This is a genomic window from Pseudomonas soli (genome assembly GCF_021283165.2).
GTDB classification, from domain to species: domain Bacteria; phylum Pseudomonadota; class Gammaproteobacteria; order Pseudomonadales; family Pseudomonadaceae; genus Aquipseudomonas; species Aquipseudomonas soli.
Map to the genome: position 1 here is coordinate 1,968,686 of NZ_CP128543.1, position 25,676 is coordinate 1,994,361.

General features: G+C 65.1%; 20 protein-coding genes and 1 other RNA gene. 12 read left to right on the forward strand and 9 right to left on the reverse strand.

Going from position 1 to position 25,676, the window contains the following annotated elements; all coding sequences use genetic code 11:
- The first annotated feature begins 68 nt into the window (after positions 1 to 68).
- Complete coding sequence (gene aqpZ, locus LU688_RS09250; RefSeq protein ID WP_038705702.1) at positions 69 to 767, forward strand: aquaporin Z; 699 nt, start codon at positions 69 to 71, stop codon at positions 765 to 767.
- Here the strand turns inward: aqpZ and guaD are convergent.
- The 4 genes from guaD to xdhA all read right to left on the reverse strand — a co-directional run bounded on the left by guaD (position 764) and on the right by xdhA (position 6,835).
- Entirely contained in the window at positions 764 to 2,068 is a 1,305-nt protein-coding gene (gene guaD, locus LU688_RS09255; protein WP_160291079.1) for a guanine deaminase, read from the reverse strand. The genes aqpZ and guaD overlap by 4 nt on opposite strands.
- 10 nt (positions 2,069 to 2,078) lie before the next feature.
- Complete coding sequence (gene xdhC, locus LU688_RS09260; RefSeq protein WP_023631389.1) at positions 2,079 to 2,924, reverse strand: xanthine dehydrogenase accessory protein XdhC; 846 nt, start codon at positions 2,922 to 2,924, stop codon at positions 2,079 to 2,081.
- Positions 2,925 to 2,988: 64 nt separating this feature from the next.
- Positions 2,989 to 5,388, reverse strand: a complete 2,400-nt coding sequence (gene xdhB / locus LU688_RS09265; protein WP_094010610.1) for a xanthine dehydrogenase molybdopterin binding subunit — start codon at positions 5,386 to 5,388, stop codon at positions 2,989 to 2,991.
- Complete coding sequence (gene xdhA / locus LU688_RS09270; protein ID WP_023631391.1) at positions 5,381 to 6,835, reverse strand: xanthine dehydrogenase small subunit; 1,455 nt, start codon at positions 6,833 to 6,835, stop codon at positions 5,381 to 5,383. Before xdhA ends, xdhB begins: the two co-directional genes overlap by 8 nt.
- A 272-nt stretch (positions 6,836 to 7,107) precedes the next feature.
- Between xdhA and LU688_RS09275 the strand changes: the two genes are divergently transcribed.
- The 7 genes from LU688_RS09275 to LU688_RS09305 all read left to right on the forward strand — a co-directional run bounded on the left by LU688_RS09275 (position 7,108) and on the right by LU688_RS09305 (position 17,601).
- Positions 7,108 to 7,767 (forward strand): GntR family transcriptional regulator, encoded by a 660-nt coding sequence (locus LU688_RS09275; protein ID WP_023631392.1) that lies wholly within the window; start codon positions 7,108 to 7,110, stop codon positions 7,765 to 7,767.
- Between the two features lie 3 nt (positions 7,768 to 7,770).
- Entirely contained in the window at positions 7,771 to 11,259 is a 3,489-nt protein-coding gene (smc, locus tag LU688_RS09280) for a chromosome segregation protein SMC (RefSeq protein WP_160291080.1), read from the forward strand.
- A gap of 205 nt (positions 11,260 to 11,464) precedes the next feature.
- Entirely contained in the window at positions 11,465 to 12,349 is an 885-nt protein-coding gene (zipA, locus tag LU688_RS09285) for a cell division protein ZipA (RefSeq protein WP_094010607.1), read from the forward strand.
- 100 nt (positions 12,350 to 12,449) lie between these two features.
- The gene (gene ligA, locus LU688_RS09290) at positions 12,450 to 14,792 is read left to right on the forward strand and encodes an NAD-dependent DNA ligase LigA (protein ID WP_094010606.1); all 2,343 of its coding nucleotides are present in this window, start codon (positions 12,450 to 12,452) and stop codon (positions 14,790 to 14,792) included.
- Between the two features lie 188 nt (positions 14,793 to 14,980).
- Positions 14,981 to 15,077, forward strand: an RNA gene (gene ffs, locus LU688_RS09295) — signal recognition particle sRNA small type.
- A gap of 164 nt (positions 15,078 to 15,241) precedes the next feature.
- Positions 15,242 to 15,631, forward strand: coding sequence for a hypothetical protein (locus tag LU688_RS09300; protein ID WP_023632645.1), 390 nt, complete (start codon positions 15,242 to 15,244; stop codon positions 15,629 to 15,631).
- A gap of 23 nt (positions 15,632 to 15,654) precedes the next feature.
- The gene (locus LU688_RS09305; RefSeq protein WP_160291081.1) at positions 15,655 to 17,601 is read left to right on the forward strand and encodes a hypothetical protein; all 1,947 of its coding nucleotides are present in this window, start codon (positions 15,655 to 15,657) and stop codon (positions 17,599 to 17,601) included.
- Here LU688_RS09305 and LU688_RS09310 read toward each other — a convergent pair.
- A complete protein-coding gene (locus LU688_RS09310) occupies positions 17,555 to 17,989 on the reverse strand; it encodes a helix-turn-helix domain-containing protein (RefSeq protein ID WP_081941325.1) in 435 nt (144 codons plus the stop codon). The genes LU688_RS09305 and LU688_RS09310 overlap by 47 nt on opposite strands.
- 85 nt (positions 17,990 to 18,074) lie before the next feature.
- Here LU688_RS09310 and LU688_RS09315 point away from each other — a divergent pair, with 85 nt between their 5' ends.
- Positions 18,075 to 18,569: a DUF2938 domain-containing protein gene (locus tag LU688_RS09315; protein WP_160291082.1), complete on the forward strand. Its 495-nt coding sequence runs from the start codon at positions 18,075 to 18,077 to the stop codon at positions 18,567 to 18,569.
- On the opposite strand, the gene LU688_RS09320 is transcribed toward LU688_RS09315, so the two are convergent.
- The gene (locus LU688_RS09320; RefSeq protein ID WP_094010592.1) at positions 18,530 to 19,339 is read right to left on the reverse strand and encodes a substrate-binding periplasmic protein; all 810 of its coding nucleotides are present in this window, start codon (positions 19,337 to 19,339) and stop codon (positions 18,530 to 18,532) included. The two genes, LU688_RS09315 and LU688_RS09320, sit on opposite strands and share 40 nt — an antisense overlap.
- A gap of 131 nt (positions 19,340 to 19,470) precedes the next feature.
- On the opposite strand from LU688_RS09320, the gene dnaX reads away from it, so the two are divergent.
- From dnaX to recR, 3 genes are all read left to right on the forward strand, one after another.
- Positions 19,471 to 21,537: a DNA polymerase III subunit gamma/tau gene (dnaX, locus tag LU688_RS09325; protein WP_160291083.1), complete on the forward strand. Its 2,067-nt coding sequence runs from the start codon at positions 19,471 to 19,473 to the stop codon at positions 21,535 to 21,537.
- A 64-nt stretch (positions 21,538 to 21,601) separates the two neighbouring features.
- Positions 21,602 to 21,937 carry a YbaB/EbfC family nucleoid-associated protein gene (locus tag LU688_RS09330; RefSeq protein WP_023632783.1) on the forward strand — a complete coding sequence of 112 codons (336 nt, stop codon included), beginning with the start codon at positions 21,602 to 21,604 and terminating at the stop codon, positions 21,935 to 21,937.
- A gap of 88 nt (positions 21,938 to 22,025) precedes the next feature.
- On the forward strand, positions 22,026 to 22,628 hold the full coding sequence (gene recR, locus LU688_RS09335; RefSeq protein WP_023632784.1) for a recombination mediator RecR: 603 nt from the start codon (positions 22,026 to 22,028) through the stop codon (positions 22,626 to 22,628).
- 61 nt (positions 22,629 to 22,689) lie between these two features.
- On the opposite strand, the gene LU688_RS09340 is transcribed toward recR, so the two are convergent.
- The 3 genes from LU688_RS09340 to hemN all read right to left on the reverse strand — a co-directional run bounded on the left by LU688_RS09340 (position 22,690) and on the right by hemN (position 25,596).
- Entirely contained in the window at positions 22,690 to 23,238 is a 549-nt protein-coding gene (locus LU688_RS09340; RefSeq protein WP_038705708.1) for an adenine phosphoribosyltransferase, read from the reverse strand.
- A gap of 53 nt (positions 23,239 to 23,291) precedes the next feature.
- Complete coding sequence (gene fnrA / locus LU688_RS09345) at positions 23,292 to 24,026, reverse strand: Crp/Fnr family transcriptional regulator FnrA (RefSeq protein ID WP_023630845.1); 735 nt, start codon at positions 24,024 to 24,026, stop codon at positions 23,292 to 23,294.
- A gap of 187 nt (positions 24,027 to 24,213) precedes the next feature.
- On the reverse strand, positions 24,214 to 25,596 hold the full coding sequence (gene hemN, locus LU688_RS09350) for an oxygen-independent coproporphyrinogen III oxidase (protein ID WP_038705709.1): 1,383 nt from the start codon (positions 25,594 to 25,596) through the stop codon (positions 24,214 to 24,216).
- Positions 25,597 to 25,676: the final 80 nt, after the last annotated feature.

The following is a 25,676-nucleotide window of genomic DNA, read 5'->3' on the forward strand; positions in this document are numbered from 1 at the left end:
ACCAGCAAACCTTCATCAAGCAGTTGGGCTTGCGCAGTCGTTGCGTCCAATTACTTGAGGAAGGGTTCATGACTTCATCTCTGGGTGTGCGCATGGGTGCCGAGCTGGTCGGCACTTTCTGGCTGGTCCTTGGCGGGTGCGGCAGTGCCGTGCTGGCCGCCAGTTCTCCCGTTGGCATCGGCGTTCTCGGTGTCGCTTTCGCGTTCGGCCTGACTGTCCTGACCATGGCCTTCGCCATCGGCCATATCTCGGGTTGTCACCTCAATCCGGCCGTGTCGTTCGGTTTGGTGGTGGGCGGGCGGTTCCCGGCAAAAGAGCTGCTGCCCTATGTGATTGCCCAAGTGATCGGCGCCATCCTGGCCGCAGCGGTGATCTACTTCATCGCCAGTGGCAAAGCCGGCTTCGAACTGGCCAGCGGCCTGGCCTCGAACGGGTACGGCGAGCATTCGCCGGGCGGCTACACGCTGGCGGCAGGCTTCACCAGTGAGGTGGTGATGACCGCGATGTTCCTGGTGATCATCATGGGCGCCACCGATGCCAGGGCACCGGCCGGCTTTGCGCCAATTGCGATTGGCCTGGCGCTGACCCTGATACATCTGATTTCGATTCCGGTCACCAACACCTCGGTCAACCCGGCACGCAGCACAGGGCCGGCCTTGTTCGTGGGTGGCTGGGCGCTGCAGCAGCTGTGGTTGTTCTGGCTTGCGCCGCTGATCGGGGCAGCGATCGGCGGCGCACTGTACCGAGGGTTGGCGAAACAGCCTTAGCGCTGGTGCACGCAACGCCCGGCGGCGTAGGTTTCACGCACGGTGCGGTCGTCGCCCAGGGTGGTGAGCACGAACAAGGTCTCCTCGATGCTCTTCGACTGCTGCAGACGGTAGTCCAACAACGGGGTGGCCTTGTAGTCGAGCACCACGAAGTCGGCGTCATTGCCCGGGCGCAGGCTGCCGATGCGGTCGTCCAGGCGCAGGGCGCGGGCGCCGCCTAGGGTAGCCAGGTACAGCGACTTGTACGGGTGCAGGCGCGCGCCTTGCAGCTGCATCACCTTGTACGCCTCGTTGAGGGTGTTGAGCAGCGAGAAGCTGGTGCCGGCGCCGACATCGGTGCCCAGGCCGACGTTGACCTTGAAGCGCTCGGCCTGGGGCAGGTTGAACAGGCCGCTGCCGAGGAACAGGTTGGAGGTCGGGCAGAAGGCGATGGCCGAACCGGTTTCGGCCAGGCGCTGGCACTCGTCGTCGCACAGGTGCACGCCGTGGGCGAACACCGAGCGCTCGCCGAGCAGCTCGAAGTGGTCGTAGACGTCAAGGTAGCCTTTCTGCTCGGGGAACAGTTCCTTGACCCAGTCGATTTCCTTGAGGTTCTCCGACAGGTGAGTGTGCATGTACACGCCCGGGTGCTCCTTGAGCAACTGACCGGCCACGCTCAACTGTTCCGGCGTGCTGGTCGGCGCGAAGCGGGGGGTGACCGCGTAGTGCAGGCGGCCCTTGCCGTGCCAGCGCTCGATCAACATCTTGCTGTCGCGGTAGCTGGACTCGGCGGTGTCGGTCAGGTAGTCGGGCGCGTTGCGGTCCATCATCACCTTGCCGGCGATCATGCGCAGGTCCAGGCGCTCGGCCTCCTCGAACAGGGCGTTGACCGACTCGGGGTGCACGCTGCCGAACACCAGCGCGGTGGTGGTGCCGTTGCGCAGCAGTTCGGCGAGGAAGATCTTCGCCACCTGGTCGGCGTGGGCCTTGTCGGCGAACTGCTTTTCGCAGGGGAAGGTGTAGGTGTTCAGCCAGTCCAGCAGCTGTTCGCCATAGGAGCCGATCATGCCGGTCTGCGGGAAGTGGATATGGGTGTCGATGAAGCCCGGAGTGATCAGGGCGTCCTGGTAGTGTTGCACCGGGATGTCAGCGTCGAGGGTCGGCAGCAGCTCGCTGGCATGGCCCAGGGCGCTGATGCGGCCGCCGTCGACTACCAGCAGGCCGTCTTCATAGTATTTGCAGGACGCCTCCAGGCCGACCTCGGCGGGGTCGGCGATGCTGTGCAGGATGGCGGCTCGGTAGGCTTTGCGGGTTGCGCTCATGGGGCTCTCGTCAAAGGGTCTGGCTGCGTCGCGAGGACGGCAGCAACTGGGCGATGGGGCCTGAATTGGCGGCAGCGTCGTGCTGGCCGAAGCAGGCGTTGTAGGTGGCAATGATTTCGGCGGCGATGGACACGGCGATCTCGATCGGCAGCTTGCCCTTGACCTCGGCCAGGCCCATCGGGCAGCGCATGCGCGCCATCAGCGCGTCTTCGAAGCCGCGCTCGCGCAGGCGGTGCTCGAACTTGACGCGCTTGGTCTTCGAACCGATCAGGCCGAACCAGGTGAAGTCGTTGCGCTTGAGGATCGCGGCGGTCAGCTCCAGGTCCAGCTGGTGGTTATGGGTCATGACGATGCAGTAGCTGCCGGCGGGCAGGTCGGCGACTTCGTCGACCGGCTCTTCGCTGACGATCTTGCTCACCCCGTCGGGGATGAGCGCGGGGAATTCCTGCTCGCGCGAATCGATCCAGCGCACCCGGCAGGGCAGCGCGGCGAGCAAGGGTACCAGAGCGCGGCCGACATGGCCCGCGCCGAACACGGCGATCTCGGCCTGCACGCCACTCATCGGCTCGAACAGCAGCACGGTGGCGCCGCCGCAGCACTGGCCGAGGCTGGCGCCGAGGCTGAAGCGCTCCAGATGCGGGGTGCTGCGGTGTTCCGCGAGCATCTGCCGGGCGATGTGCAGGGCCTTGAACTCCAGGTGGCCGCCGCCGATGGTGTCGTACAGCGCGCTGGTGCTGACTACCATTTTCGAGCCGGCGTTGCGCGGAGTGGAGCCGCGCTCCTCGATGATGGTCACCAACACGCAGGGTTCGCCACGGGCTTGGTGGTCGGCGAGGGCGTTGATCCATTGATGCATGTCTTCAGTCCTCCTCGGTCCCCTGTAGGCGCAACGCAAGGTCGCGTCTACAGGGAGCGTGGCGTCAGTGCGTCACAGGTTCCAGTTGCTGTTCGGCAGGCTGCGCCGCAGCCACCGCCTTGCGCATCTGCTCGCAACCCCACAACACTCGCTCCGGCGTCGATGGCGCGTCGATGTTCGGCTGCACGCGGTAGTCGGCGATGCTCGCCACTGCGTCCTTGATCGCGCACCAGGCGGCAATGCCGAGCATGAACGGCGGCTCGCCCACGGCCTTGGAATGGAACACGGTGTCCTCGGGGTTCTTGCGGTTTTCCACCAGCTTGACGCGCATGTCGATCGGCATGTCGGCCACTGCCGGGATCTTGTAGCTAGCCGGGCCGTTGGTCATCAGCTTGCCCTTGGCGTTCCACACCAGTTCCTCGGTGGTCAGCCAGCCCATGCCCTGGACGAAACCACCCTCCACCTGGCCGATGTCGATGGCCGGGTTCAGCGAGTCGCCCACGTCATGCAGGATGTCGGCGCGCAGCATCTTGTATTCACCGGTGAGGGTATCGACGATAACCTCCACGCAGGCGGCGCCGAAGGCGAAGTAGTAGAACGGGCGGCCACGGGCCTGGTTGCGGTCGTAGAATATCTTCGGCGTACGGTAGAAACCGGTGGTCGACAGCGATACCTGGGCGAAGTATGCCTGCTGCACCAACTGCTCGAAGCTGACGATCTGCTCGCGCACGCGCACATGGCCGTTGCGGAACTCGACGTCTTCCTCGGTGACGTTGTAGTGCCGGGCGGCGAACTCTGTCAGGCGCTTCTTGAGGATCTCGGCGGCGTTCTGCGCTGCCTTGCCGTTCAGGTCGGCGCCGCTGGACGCGGCTGTCGGTGAGGTGTTGGGCACCTTGTCGGTATTGGTCGCGGTGATCTGGATACGATTGAAGTCGACCTGGAACACCTGCGCCACCACCTGCGCGACCTTGGTGTTCAGGCCTTGGCCCATCTCGGTGCCGCCGTGGTTGAGGTGGATGCTGCCGTCGGTGTAGATGTGGATCAAGGCACCTGCCTGGTTGAGGAAGGTGGCGGTGAACGAGATGCCGAACTTCACCGGGGTCAGCGCCAGGCCTTTTTTCAGCACCGGGCTGTTGGCGTTGAAACGGCGGATCGACTCGCGGCGCTCATGGTAGTCGCTGCTGGCCTCGAGCTCTGCGGTCATCTCCTCGAGCATGTTGTGCTCGACGGTCTGGTAGTAGTGGGTGACGTTACGTTCGGTCTTGCCGTAGTAGTTGGCCTTGCGCACCGCCAGCGGGTCGAGGGCCAGGTGACGGGCGATATGGTCCATCACCTGCTCGATGGCGACCATCCCCTGCGGGCCGCCGAAGCCGCGGTAGGCAGTGTTGGAGGCCGTGTTGGTCTTGCAGCGGTGGCCGTGCACCGTGGCATCGCCCAGGTAGTAGGCGTTGTCGGAGTGGAACATGGCGCGGTCGACGATCGAGCCGGACAGGTCCGGCGAGTAGCCGCAGTTGCCGGCCAGGTCGAAATTGATCCCGTGCAGGCGGCCGCTGTCGTCGAAGCCGACGTCGTATTCCACGTAGAACGGGTGACGCTTGCCGGTCATTGTCATGTCTTCGACCCGCGGCAGGCGCATCTTGGTTGGCTGGCCGGTCAGGCGCGCGATCACCGCGCACAGGCACGCGGGGCTGGCGGCCTGGGTTTCCTTGCCGCCGAAACCGCCACCCATGCGGCGCATGTCGACGACGATCTTGTGCATCGGCACGTCGAGCACCTCGGCCACCAGCTTCTGCACCTCGGTGGGGTTCTGCGTCGAGCAGTAGACGATCATGCCGCCATCTTCGCCGGGCATCACCGAGCTGATCTGGGTCTCCAGGTAGAAGTGTTCCTGGCCGCCGATGTGCAGGGTGCCCTGGATACGGTGCGGGGCAGTGGCCAATGCAGCAGCCGAGTCGCCGCGCTGGTGGGTGTGGCTGTCGAGCACGAAGTGCTTCTTGCGCAGGGCCTCGACCACGTCGAGCACCGGCTCCAGGTCTTCGTACTCGATGATGGCGGCCATGGCGGCGCGCCTGGCGGTCTCAAGGTCGCAGGCGGCAACCGCGAGCACCGGCTGGCCGAAGAACTCGACCTTGTCGATGGCCAGCAACGGGTCGCCAGCCACCACTGGGCCGATATCCTTGAGCCCCGGGATGTCCTCATGGGTGATGGCGATGCGCACGCCTTCGAACTGGTAGCAGGGCGTGGTGTCGATGCGCAGGATGCGCGCATGGGCGCGGTCGGCGGTGCGTGCATAGACGTGAAGCTGGTTGGGGAATTCCAGGCGGTCGTCGATGTACACCGCCTCGCCGGCCACGTGCTTGTCGGCGCTGTCGTGCTTGAGGCTGCGGCCGACCCCGGTGGTCAGGTCCTGGCTGAACAGTGCGGCCATCTCGGCCTGGCTCTTGACGGCGTGATGGTTAGACATAGGCGGTCACCCGGGTTTCGATATGCGGCGTTTGCAGTTCGATGAAGTACTTGCGCAGCAGGTTCTGCGCGGTCAGCAGGCGGTACTCGCGGCTGGCGCGGAAGTCGCTGAGCGGGGTGAAGTCCTCGGCCAGGGCCTGGCAGGCGCGTTCGACGCTGGCCTGGTTCCAGGGCTTGCCGCGCAGCGCGGCTTCGCAGGCGCGGGCGCGTTTCGGGATTGCCGCCATGCCGCCAAAGGCGATGCGCACGCCGCTGACCACACCGTTCTCGATGCTCAGGTTGAACGCCGCGCACACCGCGGAAATATCGTCGTCCAGGCGCTTGGACACCTTGTAGGCGCGGAAGGCCCAGTCGTTGCTTGCGCGCGGCACGATGATCTTCTCGATGAACTCGCTGTCCTGGCGTGCAGTGATGCGGTAGTCGATGAAGTAGTCTTCCAGCGCCAGGGTGCGCTGGCGCTCGCCCTGGCGCAGGACGATCTGTGCGTCGAGGGCGATCAACAGAGGTGGCGAGTCACCGATCGGCGAGGCGTTGCCGATATTGCCACCCAAGGTGCCCTGGTTGCGGATCTGCAGCGAGGCGAAGCGGTGCAGCAGGTCGCCGAAGTCGGGGTATTCCTCGTTGAGTGCGGTGTAGCAGTCGGTCAGCGGGGTCGCGGCGCCGATCTCCAGGTGGCTGGCGGTCTTGTCGATGCGCTTGAGCTCGGCGACATGGCCGACGTAGATCATCACCGGCAGGGTGCGGTGGAACTGGGTGACTTCCAGCGCCAGGTCGGTCCCGCCGGCCAGCAGGCGTGCCTCGGGGTGCGAACTGTACAGGTCGGCCAGATCGGCCACGGTCAGTGGCACCAGGCAGCGCTTGTCGCCACTGTTGAGCTCGCCGGTCTGTTGCGGGGCGATGGCCTTGAGGCGGGCGATGGTCTGTGCCTGCTGGGCGTCGAACTGGTCGCGGCAGGGGCGTGCGCAGCTCTGCTCGGCGGCCTCGAGGATCGGCCGGTAGCCGGTGCAGCGGCACAGGTTGCCGGCCAGGGCCTCCTGGGCCTGGTGCAGGTCGTGGCCTTGGCTGTTCTTCTGCAGGGCGAACAGCGACATGACGAAACCGGGCGTGCAGAAGCCGCATTGCGAACCATGGCAGTCGGCCATGGCCTTTTGCACGCTGTGCAGTTCGCCCTGGTGCTTGAGGCCCTCTACGCTGATCAGTTGCTTGCCGTGCAGGGAAGAGACAAAGGTCAGGCACGAGTTGAGGCTGCGGTAGCGGATGCTGTCGCCGCCCTTGTCGTCCTGCACAAGTTCTCCGACAGCCACGGTGCAGGCACCGCAGTCGCCACTGGCGCAGCCTTCCTTGGTGCCGGGTTTGCCCAGGTGCTCGCGCAGGTATTGCAGCACCGTCATGTTCGGGTCCAGGGCGTGCTCGCTGCGCAGCTCCTGGTTGACGAGAAACTGGATCACGGGGGAGGGCCTCGCAATGGTTTTATTGTTGTTCCGGCGGACTCTAAGCAACGGCTGACCTCTGGGTCAATAATTTTCTGACCCAAAGGTCAAGAATTTGCACGAAGGCCTTCCGGACCGCATCATCGAGCCTTTTCCAAAGCATAGTTCGCGCCGTGCAGGAAAGTTGACCCGCCAGTCGCACAAAGCACGCAGTCCCGCTGCGCGAGCGCCTGGCAAGTGCGCTACAATCGCGCCCTTGTGCACAGCTACCCAGATTGCGAAGGAAAACCATGACGTTCAAGGCGCCGGACAGCCTCTCCGAGCAAATTGCCCACTACCTGGCCGAGCGGATCATCCGCGGCGAACTCGCACCCGGCGAGCGCATCCAGGAGCAGAAGGTCACCCAGGCCCTCAACGTCAGCCGCGGTTCGGTACGCGAGGCGCTGCTCATCCTCGAGCGTCGGCACCTGGTGGCCATCCTGCCGCGCCGCGGCGCCCATGTGACCGAACTCGACGAGAACAGCGTGCGCAGCCTGTGCGCCCTGATGGGCGAGTTCTACATCCTGCTGGGCAATGCCGTTGCCCAGCATTGGCGCACCGAGGGCGACCTGCGCCCGTTCCTGGACATCCAGCAGCGCCTCAAGCAGGCCCATGCCGGCAAGGACATCAAGGCCTTCGTCGGCGACAGCTTCGCAGTGATGCGCGCCGCCTATCCATTCGCCAACAACCCGTACCTGCAGGAAACCGTCGAGAACCTGCAACCAGCCATGAGCCGCGCCTACTACCTGGCCCTGGACCAGCGCCAGGCCAACATGGTCGATTACCTGGAGCTGTTCGCCCGCCTGCTCGAAGCCGTGGTCGCCCGCGACCTGCCGCGCATCCGCGAGGTGCTCACCGCCTATTGCCAGCGCAGTTGCGAACTGGTGCTGGCGGCGCTGGCGCGAGTCTGACCGGTGCGCCTGAAGTGCATCCGCCTGGCCGGGTTCAAGTCGTTCGTCGACCCGACCACGGTCAACTTCCCCAGCAACATGGCCGCCGTGGTCGGCCCCAACGGCTGCGGTAAATCCAACATCATCGACGCGGTGCGCTGGGTGATGGGCGAGAGTTCGGCGAAGAACCTGCGTGGCGAGTCGATGACCGATGTCATCTTCAACGGCTCCACCAGCCGCAAGCCTGTCAGCCAGGCCAGCATCGAGCTGGTGTTCGACAACAGCGACAACAGCCTGGTGGGCGAGTACGCCGCCTACGCCGAGATCTCGATCCGCCGCAAGGTCACCCGCGACGGGCAGAACACCTATTACCTGAACGGCACCAAGTGCCGGCGTCGTGACATCACCGATATCTTCCTCGGCACCGGCCTGGGGCCGCGCAGCTATTCGATCATCGAGCAGGGCATGATCAGCAAGCTGATCGAGGCCAAGCCCGAGGAGCTGCGCAACTTCATCGAGGAAGCGGCGGGCATCTCCAAGTACAAGGAGCGTCGCCGCGAGACCGAGAGCCGCATCCGCCGCACGCAGGAAAACCTCGCGCGCCTGACCGACCTGCGCGAAGAGCTGGAACGCCAGATCGAGCGCCTGCACCGCCAGGCCCAGGCTGCCGAGAAATACCGCGAGTACAAGGCCGAGGAGCGTCAGCTCAAGGCACGCCTGGCAGCCCTGCGCTGGCGCGACCTGGATGATCGGGTGCGCCAGCGCGAGACGGTGATCGGCGACCAGGAGGTCGCCTTCGAGGCGCTGGTGGCCGAACAGCGCAACGCCGACGCCAGCATCGAGCGACTGCGCGACGGTCACCATGAGTTGTCCGAGCGCTTCAACCAGGTGCAGGGCCGCTTCTATTCGGTGGCCGGTGATATCGCTCGCGTCGAGCAGAGCATCCAGCATGGCCAGCAGCGCTTGCGCCAATTGCAGGACGACCTCAAGGAAGCCGAACGCAGCCGCCTGGAAACCGAATCGCACCTGGGGCACGACCGCACCTTGCTGGCGACCCTCGGCGAAGAACTGGCGATGCTCGAACCGGAGCAGGAGCTGACCCTGGCCGCAGCCGAGGAAGCCGCCGCGACCCTGGAGGAAGCTGAGCTTGGCATGCATGGCTGGCAGGAGCAGTGGGACGGCTTCAACACCCGCTCCGCCGAGCCGCGCCGTCAGGCCGAGGTGCAGCAGGCGCGCCTGGCGCAGCTCGAATCCAGCCTGGAGCGCCTGGCCGAGCGCCAGCGCAAGCTGGGCGAGGAGGGCGAGCAGCTCGGTGGTGATACCCAGGACACCGAGACGTCCGATCTGGGCGAGCAAGTGGCCAGCAGCGAGTTGCTGCTCGAAGAGCTGCACCTGCAAGAGCAGCAGGTGATCGAGCGCCTTGAAGGGTTGCGCGAACAATTGCAGCAGACCAGCCAGGCGCAACAGCAACAGCAGGGTGATCTGCAGCGCCTGGGCGGGCGCCTGGCCTCGCTGGAGGCCTTGCAGCAGGCTGCGCTGGAGCCCGGTGTGGGTGCCGCCGACTGGCTGCGCGCCCAGGGTCTGGAGCAGCGCCCGCGCCTGGCCGAGGGGCTGCGGGTCGAGCCCGGCTGGGAGCTGGCGGTGGAAACAGTGCTTGGCGCCGACCTGCAGGCAGTGCTGCTGGACGACTTCGCCGGCCTGGACTTCGCCGCGCTGGAGCAGGGCGATCTGCGCCTGCTGCTGGACGGGGGCGAGGGCCCGCGTGTTCCCGGCAGCCTGCTCGACAAGGTCGAGGGGCGGGCCGACCTGTCGGCCTGGCTGGGGCAGGTCAGGCCGGTTGAAACGCTGGAGCAGGCGTTGGCGCAGCGAGCGTCGCTGGCTGCTGGGCAAAGCCTGGTCAGCCGCGACGGATATTGGGTCGGGCGGCATTTCCTGCGGGTCAGCCGTGGTGGTGAGGCCCAGGGCGGCGTGCTGGCCAGGGGCCAGGAAATCGAACGCCTGGCCCAGGAGCAACTGGAGCAGGAGGCGGCGCTCGAACAGCTTGACGAGCAACTGCAGCGCCTGCGTGAACAACAGCTCGACCTGGAGGAGCAGCGCGAGCAATTGCGCCGTCGCAGCCAGGACGAGAGCCGCCAGCACGGTGAGCTCAAGGCGCGCCTGTCCGCTGGCCGGGCCCGCGCCGAACAGCTCGAACTGCGCCGCCGACGCTTGCACGAAGAACTGGCCGAGCTCCAGGAGCAGCGCGCCCTGGAGCATGAGCAGCTGGGCGAGGCACGCCTGCTGTTGCAGGAATCCCTCGACCTGATGGCCCAGGACACCGAGCAGCGCGAGCAACTCATGGCGCGCCGCGACACCCTGCGCGAAGTACTCGACCGGGTCCGCCAGGAGGCCCGCCAGCACAAGGACCATGCCCATCAACTGGCCGTGCGCTTGGGCTCGTTGCGCGCCCAGCACGATTCCACCCGCCAGGCGCTCGAGCGCCTGGAGCAGCAGGCCGCGCGCCTGAACGAGCGTCAGGAGCAACTGAACCTGAATCTCGAGGAGGGCGAGGCGCCGCTCGAAGAGTTGCGCCTGAAACTCGAAGAGTTGCTTGAGAGACGCATGGGCGTCGATGAAGAGATGCGCCAAGCGCGGCTGCACATGGACGAGGCAGACCGCGAACTGCGCGATGCCGAGCGCCGCCGCACCCAGGCCGAGCAGCAGGCTCAGCTACTGCGCGGCCAGCTGGAGCAGCAGCGCCTGGAGTCCCAGGGGCTGGACGTGCGGCGCAAGACCTTGCAGGAGCAACTGCTCGCCGACGGCTACGATCTGCAGGGCGTGCTCGCCACGCTCGAGGCCGAGGCCAGCGAGCAGGGGACCGAACAGGCACTGGAGCAGGTCGAGGCGCGTATCCAGCGCCTGGGCGCGATCAACCTGGCGGCCATCGAAGAGTACGAGCAGCAGTCCGAGCGCAAGCGCTACCTGGATGCCCAGGACGCCGACCTGGTCGAGGCACTGCAGACCCTGGAAAACGTCATCCGCAAGATCGACAAGGAAACCCGCAACCGCTTCAAGGATACCTTTGATCAGATAAATGCCGGATTACAGGCACTTTTCCCAAAAGTTTTCGGTGGTGGCAGCGCTTATCTGGAACTGACGGGCGAAGATCTACTCGATACAGGGGTGACGATCATGGCGCGCCCGCCGGGCAAGAAGAACAGCACCATCCATCTGCTGTCCGGCGGCGAGAAGGCACTGACGGCCCTGGCCCTGGTGTTCGCCATCTTCAAGCTGAACCCGGCGCCGTTCTGCATGCTCGACGAGGTCGACGCGCCTTTGGACGATGCCAACGTCGGGCGCTATGCGCGCCTGGTCAAGGAAATGAGCGAAACCGTGCAGTTCATCTACATCACCCACAACAAGATCGCCATGGAAATGGCCGACCAGCTGATGGGGGTGACCATGCACGAGCCGGGCTGTTCACGCCTTGTTGCAGTTGATGTGGAAGAAGCGATGGCCATGGTTGACGCATAAGGGGTAAAGAAAGGGTGTGAACATGTAGGCAAAAGCCTCAGCAGACGCGACAGACGGTGTAAAGTTGCCTTTGGTCGTGCTAGCTTAATGTCACTTGTTTTTTGCGTGGGTAAAACGCCTGTCAGAACATAGAGTTGGCGCCACGTGTTAAAGGCCTTTGAAGCCTTTGTTTTCAAGCATATTTTTTATAGAGGCACGGGATTACATGGAAATCGGTCTGCGCGAGTGGCTGATCGTCATCGGCATCATTGTCATCGCCGGTATTCTTTTCGACGGCTGGCGCCGCATGCGCGGCGGCAAGGGCAAGTTGAAGTTCCGTCTGGACCGTAGCTACGCCAACGCCCCGGACGACGACAGCGGCGGCGCCGAGGTGCTCGGCCCTTCGCGTGTGCTGGAAACCCATAAAGAGCCCGAGCTGGATGAGAGCGACCTGCCATCGGTCAGCGCCCCGCTGCGGGAGCGCGAACGCGAAGCCAAACCGGCCAAGGCCAAGCGCGGCAAGCGCAACAACAGCGAGCAGCAACAGGGCGACCTGAAGCTGGCCGCCGAGCCGCGTGAGCCGGACCTGTTCGATACTGGCGACGACGACTTCGCCGCCGACAACACCCGCAACAGCGGTTTCACTGCCGCTTCCACGCCGGCCAAGGAGCTGCCGCCGGCCGAGGAAGTGCTGGTGATCAGTGTCATCTCCCGCGACGAAGGCGGTTTCAAGGGGCCGGCGCTGCTGCAGAACATCCTGGAAAGCGGCCTGCGCTTCGGCGAGATGGACATCTTCCACCGCCACGAGAGCATGGCCGGCCACGGCGAAGTGCTGTTCTCCATGGCCAATGCGGTCAAGCCCGGCGTGTTCGATCTGGACGACATCGACCATTTCAGCACCCGTGCGGTGAGCTTCTTCCTCGGCCTGCCAGGCCCGCGTCACCCCAAGCAGGCCTTCGACGTGATGGTCGCCGCCGCCCGCAAACTGGCCCACGAGCTCAATGGCGAACTCAAGGATGACCAGCGCAGCGTGCTGACCGCCCAGACCATCGAGCACTACCGCCAGCGCATCGTCGAGTTCGAGCGCCGCGCCCTGACGCAGAAACGCTGATACACCCGAGCGGGCGGACCCTGCCTCGGTCCGCGCCGCAATGATTGAAACGAAAGAGCAGCCAGGGGCTGCTCTTTTGCTTTGCAAGAGAAGACCAGAAATGAACGCCGAATCCCGAATCCACGAACTGCGCGCCGAACTCGACCAGCACAACTACCGCTACTACGTGCTCGATGAACCCAGCGTGCCCGATGCCGAATACGACCGCCTGTTCAATGAGCTCAAGGCTCTGGAAACCGAGCACCCGCACCTGGTGACACCGGATTCGCCGACCCAGCGCGTCGGCGGCGCGGCGTTGGCGGCCTTCAGCCAGGTGCGTCACGAAATACCGATGCTCAGCCTGGGCAACGCCTTCGAGGAAGACGACCTGCGCGACTTCGGTCGCCGCGTGGTCGAAGGCCTGGACCTGCCGGGCGGCGATCAGGCGGCCGTGGACTACAGCTGCGAGCCCAAGCTCGACGGCCTGGCGGTAAGCCTGCTGTACCGCGACGGCCAGCTGGTGCAGGGCGCCACCCGTGGCGACGGCACTACCGGTGAGGACATCAGCGCCAACGTGCGCACCGTGCGCAACATCCCGCTCAAGCTGCAGGGCGAGGGCTGGCCGGCGGTGCTGGAAGTGCGCGGCGAGGTGTACATGAGCAAGGCCGGATTCGACCGGCTCAATGCGGCCCAGGCCGAGGCCGGCGGCAAGACCTTCGCCAACCCGCGCAACGCCGCCGCCGGCAGCCTGCGCCAGCTGGACTCGAAGATCACCGCCAGCCGCCCGCTGGAATTCTGCTGCTATGGCGTCGGCCAGGTGTCCGAGCCGTTTGGCGACAGCCATATCGGTATCCTGGAGAAACTCAAGACCTGGGGGCTGCCGATCAGCCGCGAGCTCAGGCACGCCGCCGGTATCGACGAGTGCCTGGCCTATTACCGGGACATCGGAGCGCGCCGCAACAGCCTGCCCTACGAGATCGATGGGGTGGTGTTCAAGGTCAATGCCCTGGCCTCCCAGCGTGAGCTGGGTTTCCGTGCCCGTGAACCGCGCTGGGCGATCGCCCACAAGTTCCCGGCCATGGAAGAGCTCACCGAGGTGCTTGATGTCGAGTTCCAGGTCGGGCGTACTGGCGCGGTGACTCCAGTGGCCCGTCTCAAACCGGTCAAGGTGGCCGGTGTGACCGTCTCCAATGCCACCCTGCACAACATGGACGAGATCGCGCGCCTGGGCCTGCGTATTGGCGATACGGTGATCATCCGCCGTGCCGGCGACGTGATCCCGCAGGTCATGCAGGTGGTGCTCGAGCGCCGTCCGCAAGGCGCTCGCGCGGTGCAGGTGCCGAGCCAATGCCCGGTGTGCGGCTCGCAGGTCGAGCGCACCCAGCTGGTCAAGCGCAGCAAGGGCAAGGAAACCACCAGCGAAGGCGCAGTGTACCGCTGCGTGGGGCGCCTGAGCTGCGCCGCCCAGCTCAAGCAGGCGATCATCCATTATGTGTCGCGCCGGGCCATGGACATTGATGGCCTGGGCGAAAAGAGTGTCGAGCAACTGGTCGATGAGAACCTGATCCGCTCGCCGGCCGACCTCTACAAGTTGGAGTTCGAGCAAGTGGTCGCCCTTGAAGGCTTTGCCGAGGTCTCCAGTCGCAAGCTGCTCGAAGCCATCGAGGCCAGCAAGCGCCCGAGCCTGGCGCGTTTCATCTACGCCCTGGGCATCCCCGATGTCGGCGAGGAGACCGCCAAGGTCCTGGCCCGCTCCCTGGGCAGCCTGGCGCGGGTGCAGGTGGCGCTGCCCCAGGTGCTGACCTACCTGCCGGACATCGGCCTGGAAGTCGCCTACGAGATCCATAACTTCTTCGAGGACGAGCACAACCGTGCGGTGATCAAGCAACTGCTGGACAGCGGTATGCAACTGCAGGATGAAGGTGGGCTGGGCGCCGAGTTCGCCGCCAGCACCACCCTGGCCGGGATGCTCGCCAAGCTCGATATCCCGTCGGTCGGCCCGACCGGCGCCGAGAAGCTGGTAGACAAGCTGGGCACCCTGGACAAGATCATCGCCGCCGATGGCATCGACTTGCGCCAGGCCCTGAACACCAAAGCCGCCGACGGGGTGCGCGAGTTCTTCAAGGTCGAGGCCAACCAGCAGTTGGCCCGTGCCATCGAAGCCCAGTTGCTGGACTTCGGCATGCACTGGTCGTGCGAGAAGAAATCCGCCGAGGGTTTGCCCCTGGCTGGCCAGACCTGGGTGCTAACCGGTACCTTGGAGCGCATGAGCCGCGATATCGCCAAGGAAAAGCTGGAAAGCCTGGGAGCCAAGGTGGCGGGTTCAGTATCCGGCAAGACCCATTGCGTGGTGGCCGGGCCCGGCGCGGGTTCCAAGCTGGCCAAGGCCAGCGAGCTGGGCGTGGCGGTAATGGACGAGGAGGCGTTCGTGGCGTTCCTTGCGGAGCGTGGAATCGACGTCTGAGGCCGGTGGCCTTGTCGCGGGACAAGCCCGCTCCCACGGGTGATTGCACCTAGGGTCGGGTTCTCCCTACGATGGATTTGCCACAAGTCCTTGAGAAATGATGGTTTTTTCACGATCAAAGGTTGTAACTTCGCCCTGGCGTTGTACAATGGCGCGGCTCGTCAGCTGGCGAGCCGTCGTGGTGGCCCCATCGGTCCCCCCGCATTGATTACCCGTTAACCTGGTCAGGCCCGGAAGGGAGCAGCCATAGCGGGAACATCGAGTGCCGGGGTGTGGCTGGTGGGGCCGCCTCCATTTTGGGCGCAGGGTTTTTTCCGGCGTACCTGTCAGGCGTCGCATATCAGACGCGTTTCTTTACACCCTCGCACTGTTTTCCGCCTGCACGATCCCGCGCAGCGCCTTATCATGCATCCCATCGTGTCGACCCATTCAGCCAGGAGATAGCGACCGTGGAACATGTCGACGACCTCACCCGTCAGAAGATTCGCGAGTGGCAAATGCGCCGCCTGGAAATCAAGGATCAGATGGCCGCCAGCCCCGAGCGTGTGCTGGAGCTGTCGCAGGTGCTCGACCAGATGGAAGAAGAGCACGAGCGCATCCTCGAGGATGCGGCTCCGCCAGCGGCGGTGAAGGCTGATGCGGTGGCCTTGGAGCTGCAGGTGTCGGCGCGCTCGGTGCGGGACTTGCGCAAGCTGCTGGAGCTCGCCCTGCATGAGCTAGATGACATGCTTGACGCACCGCAGGCGGGTGGCAGTTATCCCGGCGACATGGCTGGGTCCTTGGGTGCCTACCGTTTCGAGCTGGTGGTGGGGCAGACCGCTGAATCCGACAAACCTTGAGTGATCTGCGGACACGTAGCGACATGCAGCCCGAGCACTTCGACTTTTCCCATCCCGTGTACTTGCCGGTCACCGCAGAGGTGTGCCAGGCCTTGCTGGCCGACGGCGCGTCTGCGCTCGGCGCTCTGAGCGAGCCGGAGCTGGCGGCGGTGCTGGTAATACAGAACCTGGCGCAGGCACAAGGCCAGGTCGATGCGCGGGCGGCGGAGAAGGTGCTGGGCAAGCTGTTGGCATGGGCGGTCGATGGCGCGCATTCGCCTGGCGTGGGGTTGTTGTCCGAGGCCCGTAGGCTGTTCGATGCGCGCAAGCTCTATTTCGGCCTTGAGGTGATCAAGGGTTCGAAGCTGCGTCTGCTCGACGTGGAGCAGGTTCAGGCGCGGGAATACCTGCTGGCCGATGGCAAGTGGGATTTCGACTACCGCATACGCCTGCATCACAGGGACAACCCGTTCAGCCAGCGGGTGACCACCGGTTTCGACAGCGAGCGCTGGCTAACCGTCGAGCAGGACAAGCTGCTCAAGGTCATCCAGGCCAACCTCGACGAAGACATCCACGTGCAGGGCTATGCCGGGATCGGCAAGAGCTACCTGCTTGGCGCGCTGATGGACTGCCTGCCCCGTGGCCGGGTGCTGGCCCTGGCACGCACGCCGGCGAAGCTCGGCACCTTGCGTCGGCGCATGGGGCTGGATGAGCAGGCCAAAGTCGGCATGACCTTCGGCCAGTTCGCCCGGGCCCTGCTCAAGGATACCCGGTCAGTTTCCGCCCGGACGGCGCAGCGCGGCCCTGGCAAGCGCAGGCTGGCCGAGGAACTGGGGATCGTCGGCTTGCGCCAGTACGACGCCGAGCATGCCCTGAATATCTGCCTGGAAGTGCTGCGCAACTACTGCGATTCACGGGATTACAGCCTGTCGAATCGTCATCTGCCGTATTTTCGCCAAGCACTGTCCGGCGTCGATGCTCAGGTCCTGCTCGAGTACGCCAGCCGGCTATGGCGCTACCTGGAGGCGCAACCGGCCTGGGGCGCGCAGACCGGGTTCGAGGCGTTGCTGCTGCTCAAGCGAGCGAGCCTGGCTGGTTGCAGCGTGCCGGGGCGTTTCAGCCACGTGATCATCGACGAGAGCCAGGACGTGCCGGCCTCGCTGCTGCAGGTTATCGAGCGGGGTCGCCAGGTGCTGATCACCCTGGGCGACGAGTACCAGAAGGCCTCCGGCGAGGTGGTCAGGCGCGAGCGTCAGGTGCGCCAGAAGGACATGGCCTTTGCCGTGCGTTGCGGGCCCAAGGTGGAACGCCTGATCAACCCGTTGATCGGCGTGCATTCGAAGAAGTCCAAGGTTGCCTTCGAAGCTGCGCGCCATGTCGATGTCGGCATCGAGCACTTCCCCGAAGGGTTCGTCCCGCCAGAGGGCTGCGTGGTGCTGACCGCCTCGCGCTGGGACACGATGCGCTGGGCCATGGAGTTGGCCAAGTCCAACTGCTTGTTGAATTTCCCCGATTGGCCGCAGATGCGCCGCTTCATGGCCACCGCGATCGGCCTGTTCAGGGCTGCGTTCTATGCGCCGGGGCAGGATGCCGAAGGGCCGCATCCGTACTTCGCGCACCTGCTCGACTGGCAGCAGGTGCGTGAGTCCGAGCGGTTCGATGCCGCGTTCCTCTGGGTCGAGGAGCGCCTTGAGGCGGGTTTCAAGCTTGCGGACCTGACTCTGCTGGACGCGCGCATCGCTGCAAGGCCCGACAGCCTGATACTGTTGATGGCCGAGGAGGCTGGCGGCCTGGAGTTCGATCAGGTGCTGCTGACACCGGAACTGATGACCACCGACCGCTTCAAGGACGCCTACGCCTTCGATGCGCGGATCTGCGCAGTGTATATCGCCCTGTCGCGGGCGCGTCGGCAGCTGTACCTGCCGTATGACGTGGAAGAGTGGATCAACTACCACAAGGGCCAGCCGTTCCGCGAGTTGCACGGCTACTGAGGCCTCCACGCCTGCCCTGGCTGGCCGACACCTGCATCAGCCGCTGAAAGGTCGGGCATTGCAGATGGCTCTCCTCGGGGCACTGCGCCGCATGGCGCAACCCCTTGCTCATCGCCTGCAGCCGTTTGATCCGGCGGTCGATCTCGTCGGCCTTGGCCAGCAGCAACTCGCGGTCGACCATTTGCTCGTCAAGCATGGCGGCTACTTCGTCCAGCGAAAAGCCAGCCGCCTGTCCCAGCGCGATCAACGCCAGGCGCTCGGGGGTGTCTGGCGGGAACTGGCGGCGTTGCCCATGGCTGGCCAGTGATCTGAGCAAGCCCTTGTTCGCGTAGTAACGCAATGTCGACGCCGGCACTCCGGTGCGCCTGGCGACATCGGCAATGTCCATTGCAACCCCTCTTGACTTGAAGTTGACTTCAACTTGCATGCTGCTTGGCATCGACCTTTCCGTCAATCTGCCAAGGGCTCTCATCATGACCATCTCCTCGCTTGTGCTTTCCATCCTGTTCATCGGCATCGGCGCCACCCTGGTCATGGACCTGTGGACCGTGTTGCTCAGGTATCTGGGCGTCACCACCCTGAACTACGCCATGGTCGGGCGCTGGGCGGGGCACCTGCGCGAAGGGCGCTGGCGGCATGCGGCGATCGGCAAGGCTGCGCCGGTCAGGGGGGAGCTGGCGTGGGGCTGGTTGCTTCACTACGCCACTGGGCTGGTGTTCGCGGCGCTGCTGGCGGCTATTGCAGGGGAGGGGTGGTTGCGCGGGCCGACACTGTGGCCAGCCTTGCTGTTCGGGGTGGTCTCGGTGCTCGTGCCGTTGTGCGTGGTGCAACCTGCGTTGGGAGCCGGGTATTTCGCGACGAACACACCCGCGCCCCTGAAGAGCTGCCTGCGCACCCTGGCGACGCACTGCGTGTTCGGTTTGGGCCTCTACCTGGCGGCATTGGGTGTCGCGGCTGCGGGTAACTGAGGGCTGTCATCACCTGCGAACGGATGGGGCTCGGTATAACGCTCGACGATCCGCTGCATCTCCCCGGACTCCCTGATCCGCACCAGCGCCCTGAGCACGCCTTGGGTCGGCAGTTGGGGGTCGTTGCGCACCATGCAGCCCAGCGCCTGTTCTTCAAGCACGGCCAGGGGCTGCAGGTGTCGAGCCGGCGGTAGGGAGCGGTTGTACCATTGCAGCGACAGCTGGTTGCTCACGGCATGGCGCAAGCGCCCGACCTGGAGTTTCTGCAGGACCAGCAATTGATTGCGGCTATCTTCGCGCTGCAGGCGGGCCTGGCTGAACAGCGGCTCGAGCGTGGGGTAGGTGTAGCCGAGCACGGTGCCGATGGCCTGGGGTGGCAGTGCGTCCGGGCTGACGGGGCCGCTGTCGCCGGGGCGGCCGACCAGCAGGTCGCGCTGCTCGATGAGCGGGATGCTCCAGAGATAGTCGCCGGGCCGATCGGTCAGCCATCGCGTGGAAACGTAGCAGCGTACGTCGATTTCGCCGGCCTGCATCGCCTCCTGCAGGCGCAGGCGGGCCAGCACATGGTATTGGGGGCGGGCATCGACCTCCCGGGCGATGGCCTGCATCAGCTCCAGCAGGATGCCTTCCGCCGGCTGCTGGTCCTCGATGCGCATCAGCGGCATGCTCCAGCTTTCGGCGATGGAGAAGCGCAACACCGGCGGTTGCGCCACGCCGTGGGTAGCCCACAACGATATCCAAAATGACAGGGTGGCCAGGACTCGCCGCACGCCTCATCCTCCCTGATCCGTCGTCCGTGTGCCCGTCACTGAGCTTAGACGAGATCGGCAGGGTGCAATTTTGGCCCCGCTCCGCTAGCATTAGCGCTCTTTCCGCCCGCTCCGGTCACGATGGTTTTTTGATGAGTTATCAGGTTCTTGCACGTAAATGGCGTCCGCGCTCGTTCCGCGAAATGGTCGGCCAGACCCATGTGCTCAAGGCTTTGATCAACGCCCTGGACAACCAGCGCCTGCACCATGCCTACCTGTTCACCGGGACCCGGGGCGTGGGCAAGACCACCATTGCGCGGATCATCGCCAAGTGCCTGAACTGCGAGACCGGCATCACCTCGACGCCGTGCGGCACCTGCTCGGTATGCCGGGAGATCGATGAGGGCCGTTTCGTCGATCTGATCGAGATCGACGCTGCCAGCCGCACCAAGGTCGAGGACACCCGCGAGCTGCTCGACAACGTGCAGTACGCGCCGAGCCGCGGGCGCTTCAAGGTCTACCTGATCGACGAAGTGCACATGCTCTCCACCCACTCGTTCAACGCCCTGTTGAAGACGCTGGAAGAGCCGCCGCCCTACGTCAAGTTCATCCTCGCCACCACCGACCCGCAGAAACTGCCGGCGACCATCCTGTCGCGCTGCCTGCAGTTCTCGCTGAAGAACATGAGCCCGGAGCGCGTGGTCGAGCACCTGACCCACGTGCTGGGCGCCGAGAACGTGCCGTTCGAGGAGGATGCCCTGTGGTTGCTCGGCCGCGCCGCCGACGGCTCCATGCGCGACGCCATGAGCCTGACCGACCAGGCCATCGCCTTTGGCGAGGGGCGGGTGCTGGCCGCCGACGTGCGGGCGATGCTCGGTACCCTCGATCACGGCCAGGTGTATGGCGTGCTCCAGGCCCTGCTCGAAGGCGATGCCCGGGCGCTGCTGGCCGCGGTGCGTGACCTGGCCGAGCAAGGCCCGGACTGGAACGGCGTGCTGTCGGAAATGCTCAATGTGCTGCACCGTGTGGCCATCGCCCAGGCCCTGCCGGAGGCGGTGGACAACGGCCAGGGCGACCGTGACCGCGTGCTGGCGTTGGCCCAGGCCCTGCCGGCCGAAGACGTGCAGTTCTACTACCAGATGGGGTTGATCGGCCGCCGTGACCTGCCATTGGCGCCGGACCCGCGCGGCGGTTTCGAGATGGTCCTGCTGCGGATGCTGGCGTTCCGCCCGGCCGATAGCGACGACGCACCGAGGCCGGTACTAAAGCCGACGGGGATCAGCCAGGCCACAGCTGATCCGACCCAACCAGTGGCGGCAGCGGCTGTGGCCGTGGCGCCGTCCGTTGCCGCCAGTCCTGTCGCTGAAGTGGCCGCGCCGCTGCCCGTGGCTGAGCCATCCATACAGGCTGAGCCGCCAGTCGTCGAGGTGCCGCCCGTTGCCGAGGTTGTCGAGGCGCCGCAAGCGCCAGCGCAGCCCGAGCCCGAGCCGCAGCCCGTCGAGGAGGTCATCGATCTGCCGTGGGAGGAGCCGGTTGCCACTCCGGCGCCGGTTGCGCCCGAGCAGTTGCCCGAGCCGGCACCCGCGGTCGAGGCCGCCACCCAGCAGCCGTACGATGACGAACCGCCGTTCGACCCGTCGGCCTACAGCCCGGCGGGCATGGAGCGTGACGACGAGCCGCCGGCGGACGAGGACTACTACGCACCCGACAGCGACCCGGTCGGCTTCAGCTACCTGGACGAGCTGGCCGAGCACGTCCAGGAAGAGGCGCCTGCCCAGGCGCCGGAGCCACTGCCGGCGGCCATGCCCGCGACCGGCCTGGCCCTGCAATGGCTGGAATTATTCCCACAGTTGCCTGTCTCCGGTATGACAGGCAACATCGCCGCAAACTGTACGCTGATCGCCGCCGAGGGTGATGACTGGCTGTTGCACCTGGACCCGGGGCAGGGCGCGCTGTTCAACTCGACGCAGCAGCGCAGGCTGAACGACGCACTGAACCAGCAACTGGGCCGCGAGATCCGCCTGAAGATCGAGCTGATCCGCCCCGAGCAGGAAACCCCGGCCCAGGCCGCCTCGCGCAAGCGCGCCGAGCGCCAGCATGACGCCGTGGTGTCGATCGAACAGGATCCGCTCATCCAGCAGATGATCCGGCAGTTCGGTGCGACGGTCAGGGAGGATACTATTGAGCCTGTAGACGCCCTGGCCAGCCAGGGCCAATGAACGGATAACCATGCGGCCGGCCCTGTGCCGGGCCGCATCACATGACCCAATCGAGGTATACCCCATGATGAAAGGTGGCATGGCCGGCCTGATGAAGCAGGCCCAGCAGATGCAGGAAAAGATGCAGAAGATGCAGGAAGAGCTGGCCAATGCGGAAGTCACTGGCCAGTCCGGTGGCGGCCTGGTCAGTGTGGTGATGACCGGTCGCCACGACGTCAAGCGCGTCAGCATCGACCAGAGCCTGATGTCGACCGACGCTGACGACAAGGAAGTGCTCGAGGACCTGATCGCCGCCGCGCTGAACGACGCCGTGCGCAAGATCGAGCAGAGCAGCCAGGAAAAGATGGGTGGCATGACCGCAGGCATGCAGCTGCCGCCTGGTTTCAAGATGCCGTTCTGATCGGTTTCTGGCTTCAAATGGGGAGCAACGGCCCGACGGTCGTTGCTCCCTTGTTCATTCTGTTTCCTGAATTGGCAGGCCTGCACACATGAGCTTCAGCCCCCTGATCCGCCAACTGATCGACGCCCTGCGCATCCTGCCCGGCGTCGGTCAGAAAACCGCCCAACGCATGGCCCTGCAACTGCTGGAGCGCGACCGCAGTGGCGGCACGCGCCTGGCTCAGGCCCTGAGCCAGGCCATGGAAGGCGTCGGTCATTGCCGCCAGTGCCGGACCTTGACCGAGCAGGAACTGTGCCCGCAATGCGCCGACCCGCGCCGTGATGACACGCAACTGTGCGTGGTCGAGGGGCCGGTGGATGTGTACGCGGTGGAGCAGACCGGCTATCGCGGTCGCTACTTCGTGCTCAAGGGGCACCTCTCGCCGTTGGACGGGCTGGGGCCGGATGCCATCGGCATTCCACAGCTGATGGCGCGGATCGAGGAGCAGGGCACCTTCAGTGAGGTGATCCTGGCCACCAACCCCACGGTGGAAGGGGAGGCGACGGCGCACTACATTGCCCAGCTGCTGGCCGAGAAGGGCCTGACTGCCACGCGCATCGCCCATGGTGTGCCGTTGGGTGGCGAGCTGGAATTGGTAGATGGCGGGACGCTGGCCCATGCATTTGCCGGGCGCAGGCCAATCACGTTGTAAACCTGTAAACGCATCGCGGGGCCAGTCGCATCGGCGCACCGCGATCGTTTTGAAAGCGAACTCAGTATTCGCTCAGGGAAAACTCGGTCAGGCAGAAGGTCGGCACGCCGGCCGCCTGCAGGCGACGCGAGCCTTCCAGCTCCGGCAGGTCGATGATCGCCGCCGCCTCGAAGACCTGGGCGCCGGTGCGGCGCACCAGGTTGGCCGCGGCCAGCAGGGTGCCGCCGGTGGCAATCAAGTCATCGAAGATCAATACCGAGTCGCCGTCGCAGAGGCTGTCGGCATGCACTTCCAGGAAGGCCTCGCCGTATTCGGTCTGATAGCCCTCGGACAGCACGTCGGCCGGCAGCTTGCCCTGCTTGCGGAACAGGATCAGCGGCTTGTTCAGCTGGTGGGCGATGATCGAGCCGATCAGGAAGCCTCGCGCGTCCATGGCGCCGATATGGCTGAACTCGGCCTCGACATAGCGCTCGATGAACTGGTCGGCGACATAGCGCAGCCCGCGCGGCGACTGGAACAGCGGGGTGATGTCGCGGAAGATCACGCCCGGCTTGGGGAAGTCCACTACCGGGCGGATCAGGGCTTTGAGGTCGAAGGTGTCGCTGTGCATGGGGCGGGTATCCTGGAAAAACTCCGCGTCAGTATACCCTTTTAGCGCGGCGGTCAGACCTCGAGTGCACCACCGGCCAGCGCGCACAGCTGGATCGGATCGAGAATGTGCACTTCCTTGCCCTCGGCCTTGAGCAGGCCGTTCTGCTGGAAGCGGGTGAACACCCGCGACACGGTTTCCACCGCCAGGCCCAGGTAGTTGCCGATCTCGTTGCGCGACATGCTCAGGCGGAACTGGTTGGCCGAGTAACCACGGGCGCGGAAGCGCGCCGACAGGTTGACCAGGAAGGTGGCGATGCGCTCGTCGGCGGTCTTCTTCGACAACAGCAGCATCATCTGCTGGTCGTCGCGGATCTCGCGGCTCATCACCCGCATCAGCTGGCGGCGCAGCTGCGGCAGCTGTACCGAGAGTTCATCCAGGCGCTCGAAGGGGATCTCGCACACCGAGGTGGTTTCCTGGGCCTGGGCCGACACCGGGTAGGCCTCGGTGTCCATGCCGGACAGGCCGACCAGCTCGCTGGGCAGGTGGAAGCCAGTGATCTGCTCCTCGCCGCTGTCGCTGAGGCTGAAGGTCTTGAGGGCACCGGAACGTACTGCGTAGACCGAGCCGAAATTGTCACCCTGGCGGAACAGGAACTCGCCTTTCTTCAGCGGGCGGCCGCGTTTGACGATTTCATCCAGTGCGTCCATGTCTTCCAGGTTCAGGGACAGGGGCAGGCACAGGGGGGCCAGGCTGCAATCCTTGCAGTGGGCCTGGTTGTGTGGGCGCAGTTTTACTGGCTCGGACATTTCTTTCGATCCTTGTGGGAAAGCACACATAAGCCGTAAGGATAACCCGCGGCATGGGCTGTAGGCCAGTGTGCGCATTTTTGGTGCACGCTAGCAGCGGTGTGGAAGGTGTGTCCCGACACCGTTCAACTGTCCATAGTGTGCCTCGAAAGGCGGTCTGTCCATGCGGTGAAACGCCTCAATCGCCTCAGATCACCCGCGAGAAACGCTGGCGATTCTGCTGCGCGAGGTAAGCGTCGAATACCATGCACACCGAGCGCGCCAGCAGGCGGCCGGCCGGCAGGATGCGGATGCCCTTGGCGTCCAGGCTGATCAGGCCGTCGCGTTGCATGGCCTGCAGTTGCGGCCACTGCTCCTTGAAGTAGCCGCGAAAATCGATGGTGAAGGCCTGTTCGATCGCTTCGAAATCCAGTTCGAAGTGGCAGATCAATTGCTGGATTACCGCCCGGCGCAGGCGATCGTCCTGGTTGCACATCAGGCCGCGCTGGGTCGCCAGTTGCGCGGTGGAGAGGGTGTCCTGGTAGGTGTTGAGGTCGCTGCTGTTCTGGCAGTAGAGGTCGCCGATCTGGCTGATCGCCGACACGCCCAGGCCGATCAGGTCGCAGTGGCCGTGGGTGGTGTAGCCCTGGAAGTTGCGTTGCAGTGTGCCTTCTTCCTGGGCGATGGCCAGCTCGTCGTCGGGCAGGGCGAAATGGTCCATGCCGATGTAGCGGTAGCCAGCGGCGGTCAGTTGGTCGATGGTGGCGTGCAACATTTCCAGTTTGGCCGCCGGAGCTGGCAGGTCGCTGCTGTCGATGCGTCTCTGGGGCATGAAGCGTTCGGGCAGGTGCGCGTAGTTGAACACCGACAAACGGTCGGGCTGCAGGCGGATCACTTCTTCGACGGTGCGGGCGAAACCTTCCGGTGTCTGCTTGGGCAGGCCGTAGATCAGGTCCAGGTTGATCGAGCGGAACTGCAGGGTGCGCGCCGCTTCGATCAGGGTGCGGGTCTGCTCCAGGCTTTGCAGGCGGTTGACCGCGCGCTGCACGGCGGGGTCCAGATCCTGCACGCCGAGGCTGACGCGGTTGAAGCCCAGCTCGCGCAGCAGGCCCATGGTCGACCAATCGGCCTCGCGTGGGTCGATTTCGATACCGTAGTCGCCGGAATCATCGTCCAGCAGGTGGAAGTGCTGGCGCAGGGTGGCCATCAGCTGGCGCAGTTCCACATGACTCAGGAAGGTCGGCGTACCGCCACCGAAGTGCAGTTGCTCAACAACTTGTTTAGGGTCGAGGTGGCAGGCGATCAGCTGGATTTCCTGCTCCAGGCGTTGCAGGTAGGGCGCGGCGCGGCCACGGTCCTTGGTGATGACCTTGTTGCAGGCGCAGTAGTAGCAGATGTTGGCGCAGAACGGCACGTGCACGTACAGCGACAGGGGGCGTGTGGCGCGGCGGCTCTCGCGCAAGGCGTGGAGCAGGTCGAACGAGCCCACTTCGCCGTGCAGTTGCACGGCGGTTGGATAGGAGGTGTAGCGTGGCCCGGCCAGATCGTAGCGACGAATCAGGTCGGCGTCCCAGCGTAGGTCGTCGAGCATGTGGGTAATCCCCGGATAGAGCTGCAGTGTCCGGAGTCTAGGGGCGGATGTAAGAAGTCGTGTTGATTTGTATCAAGGTG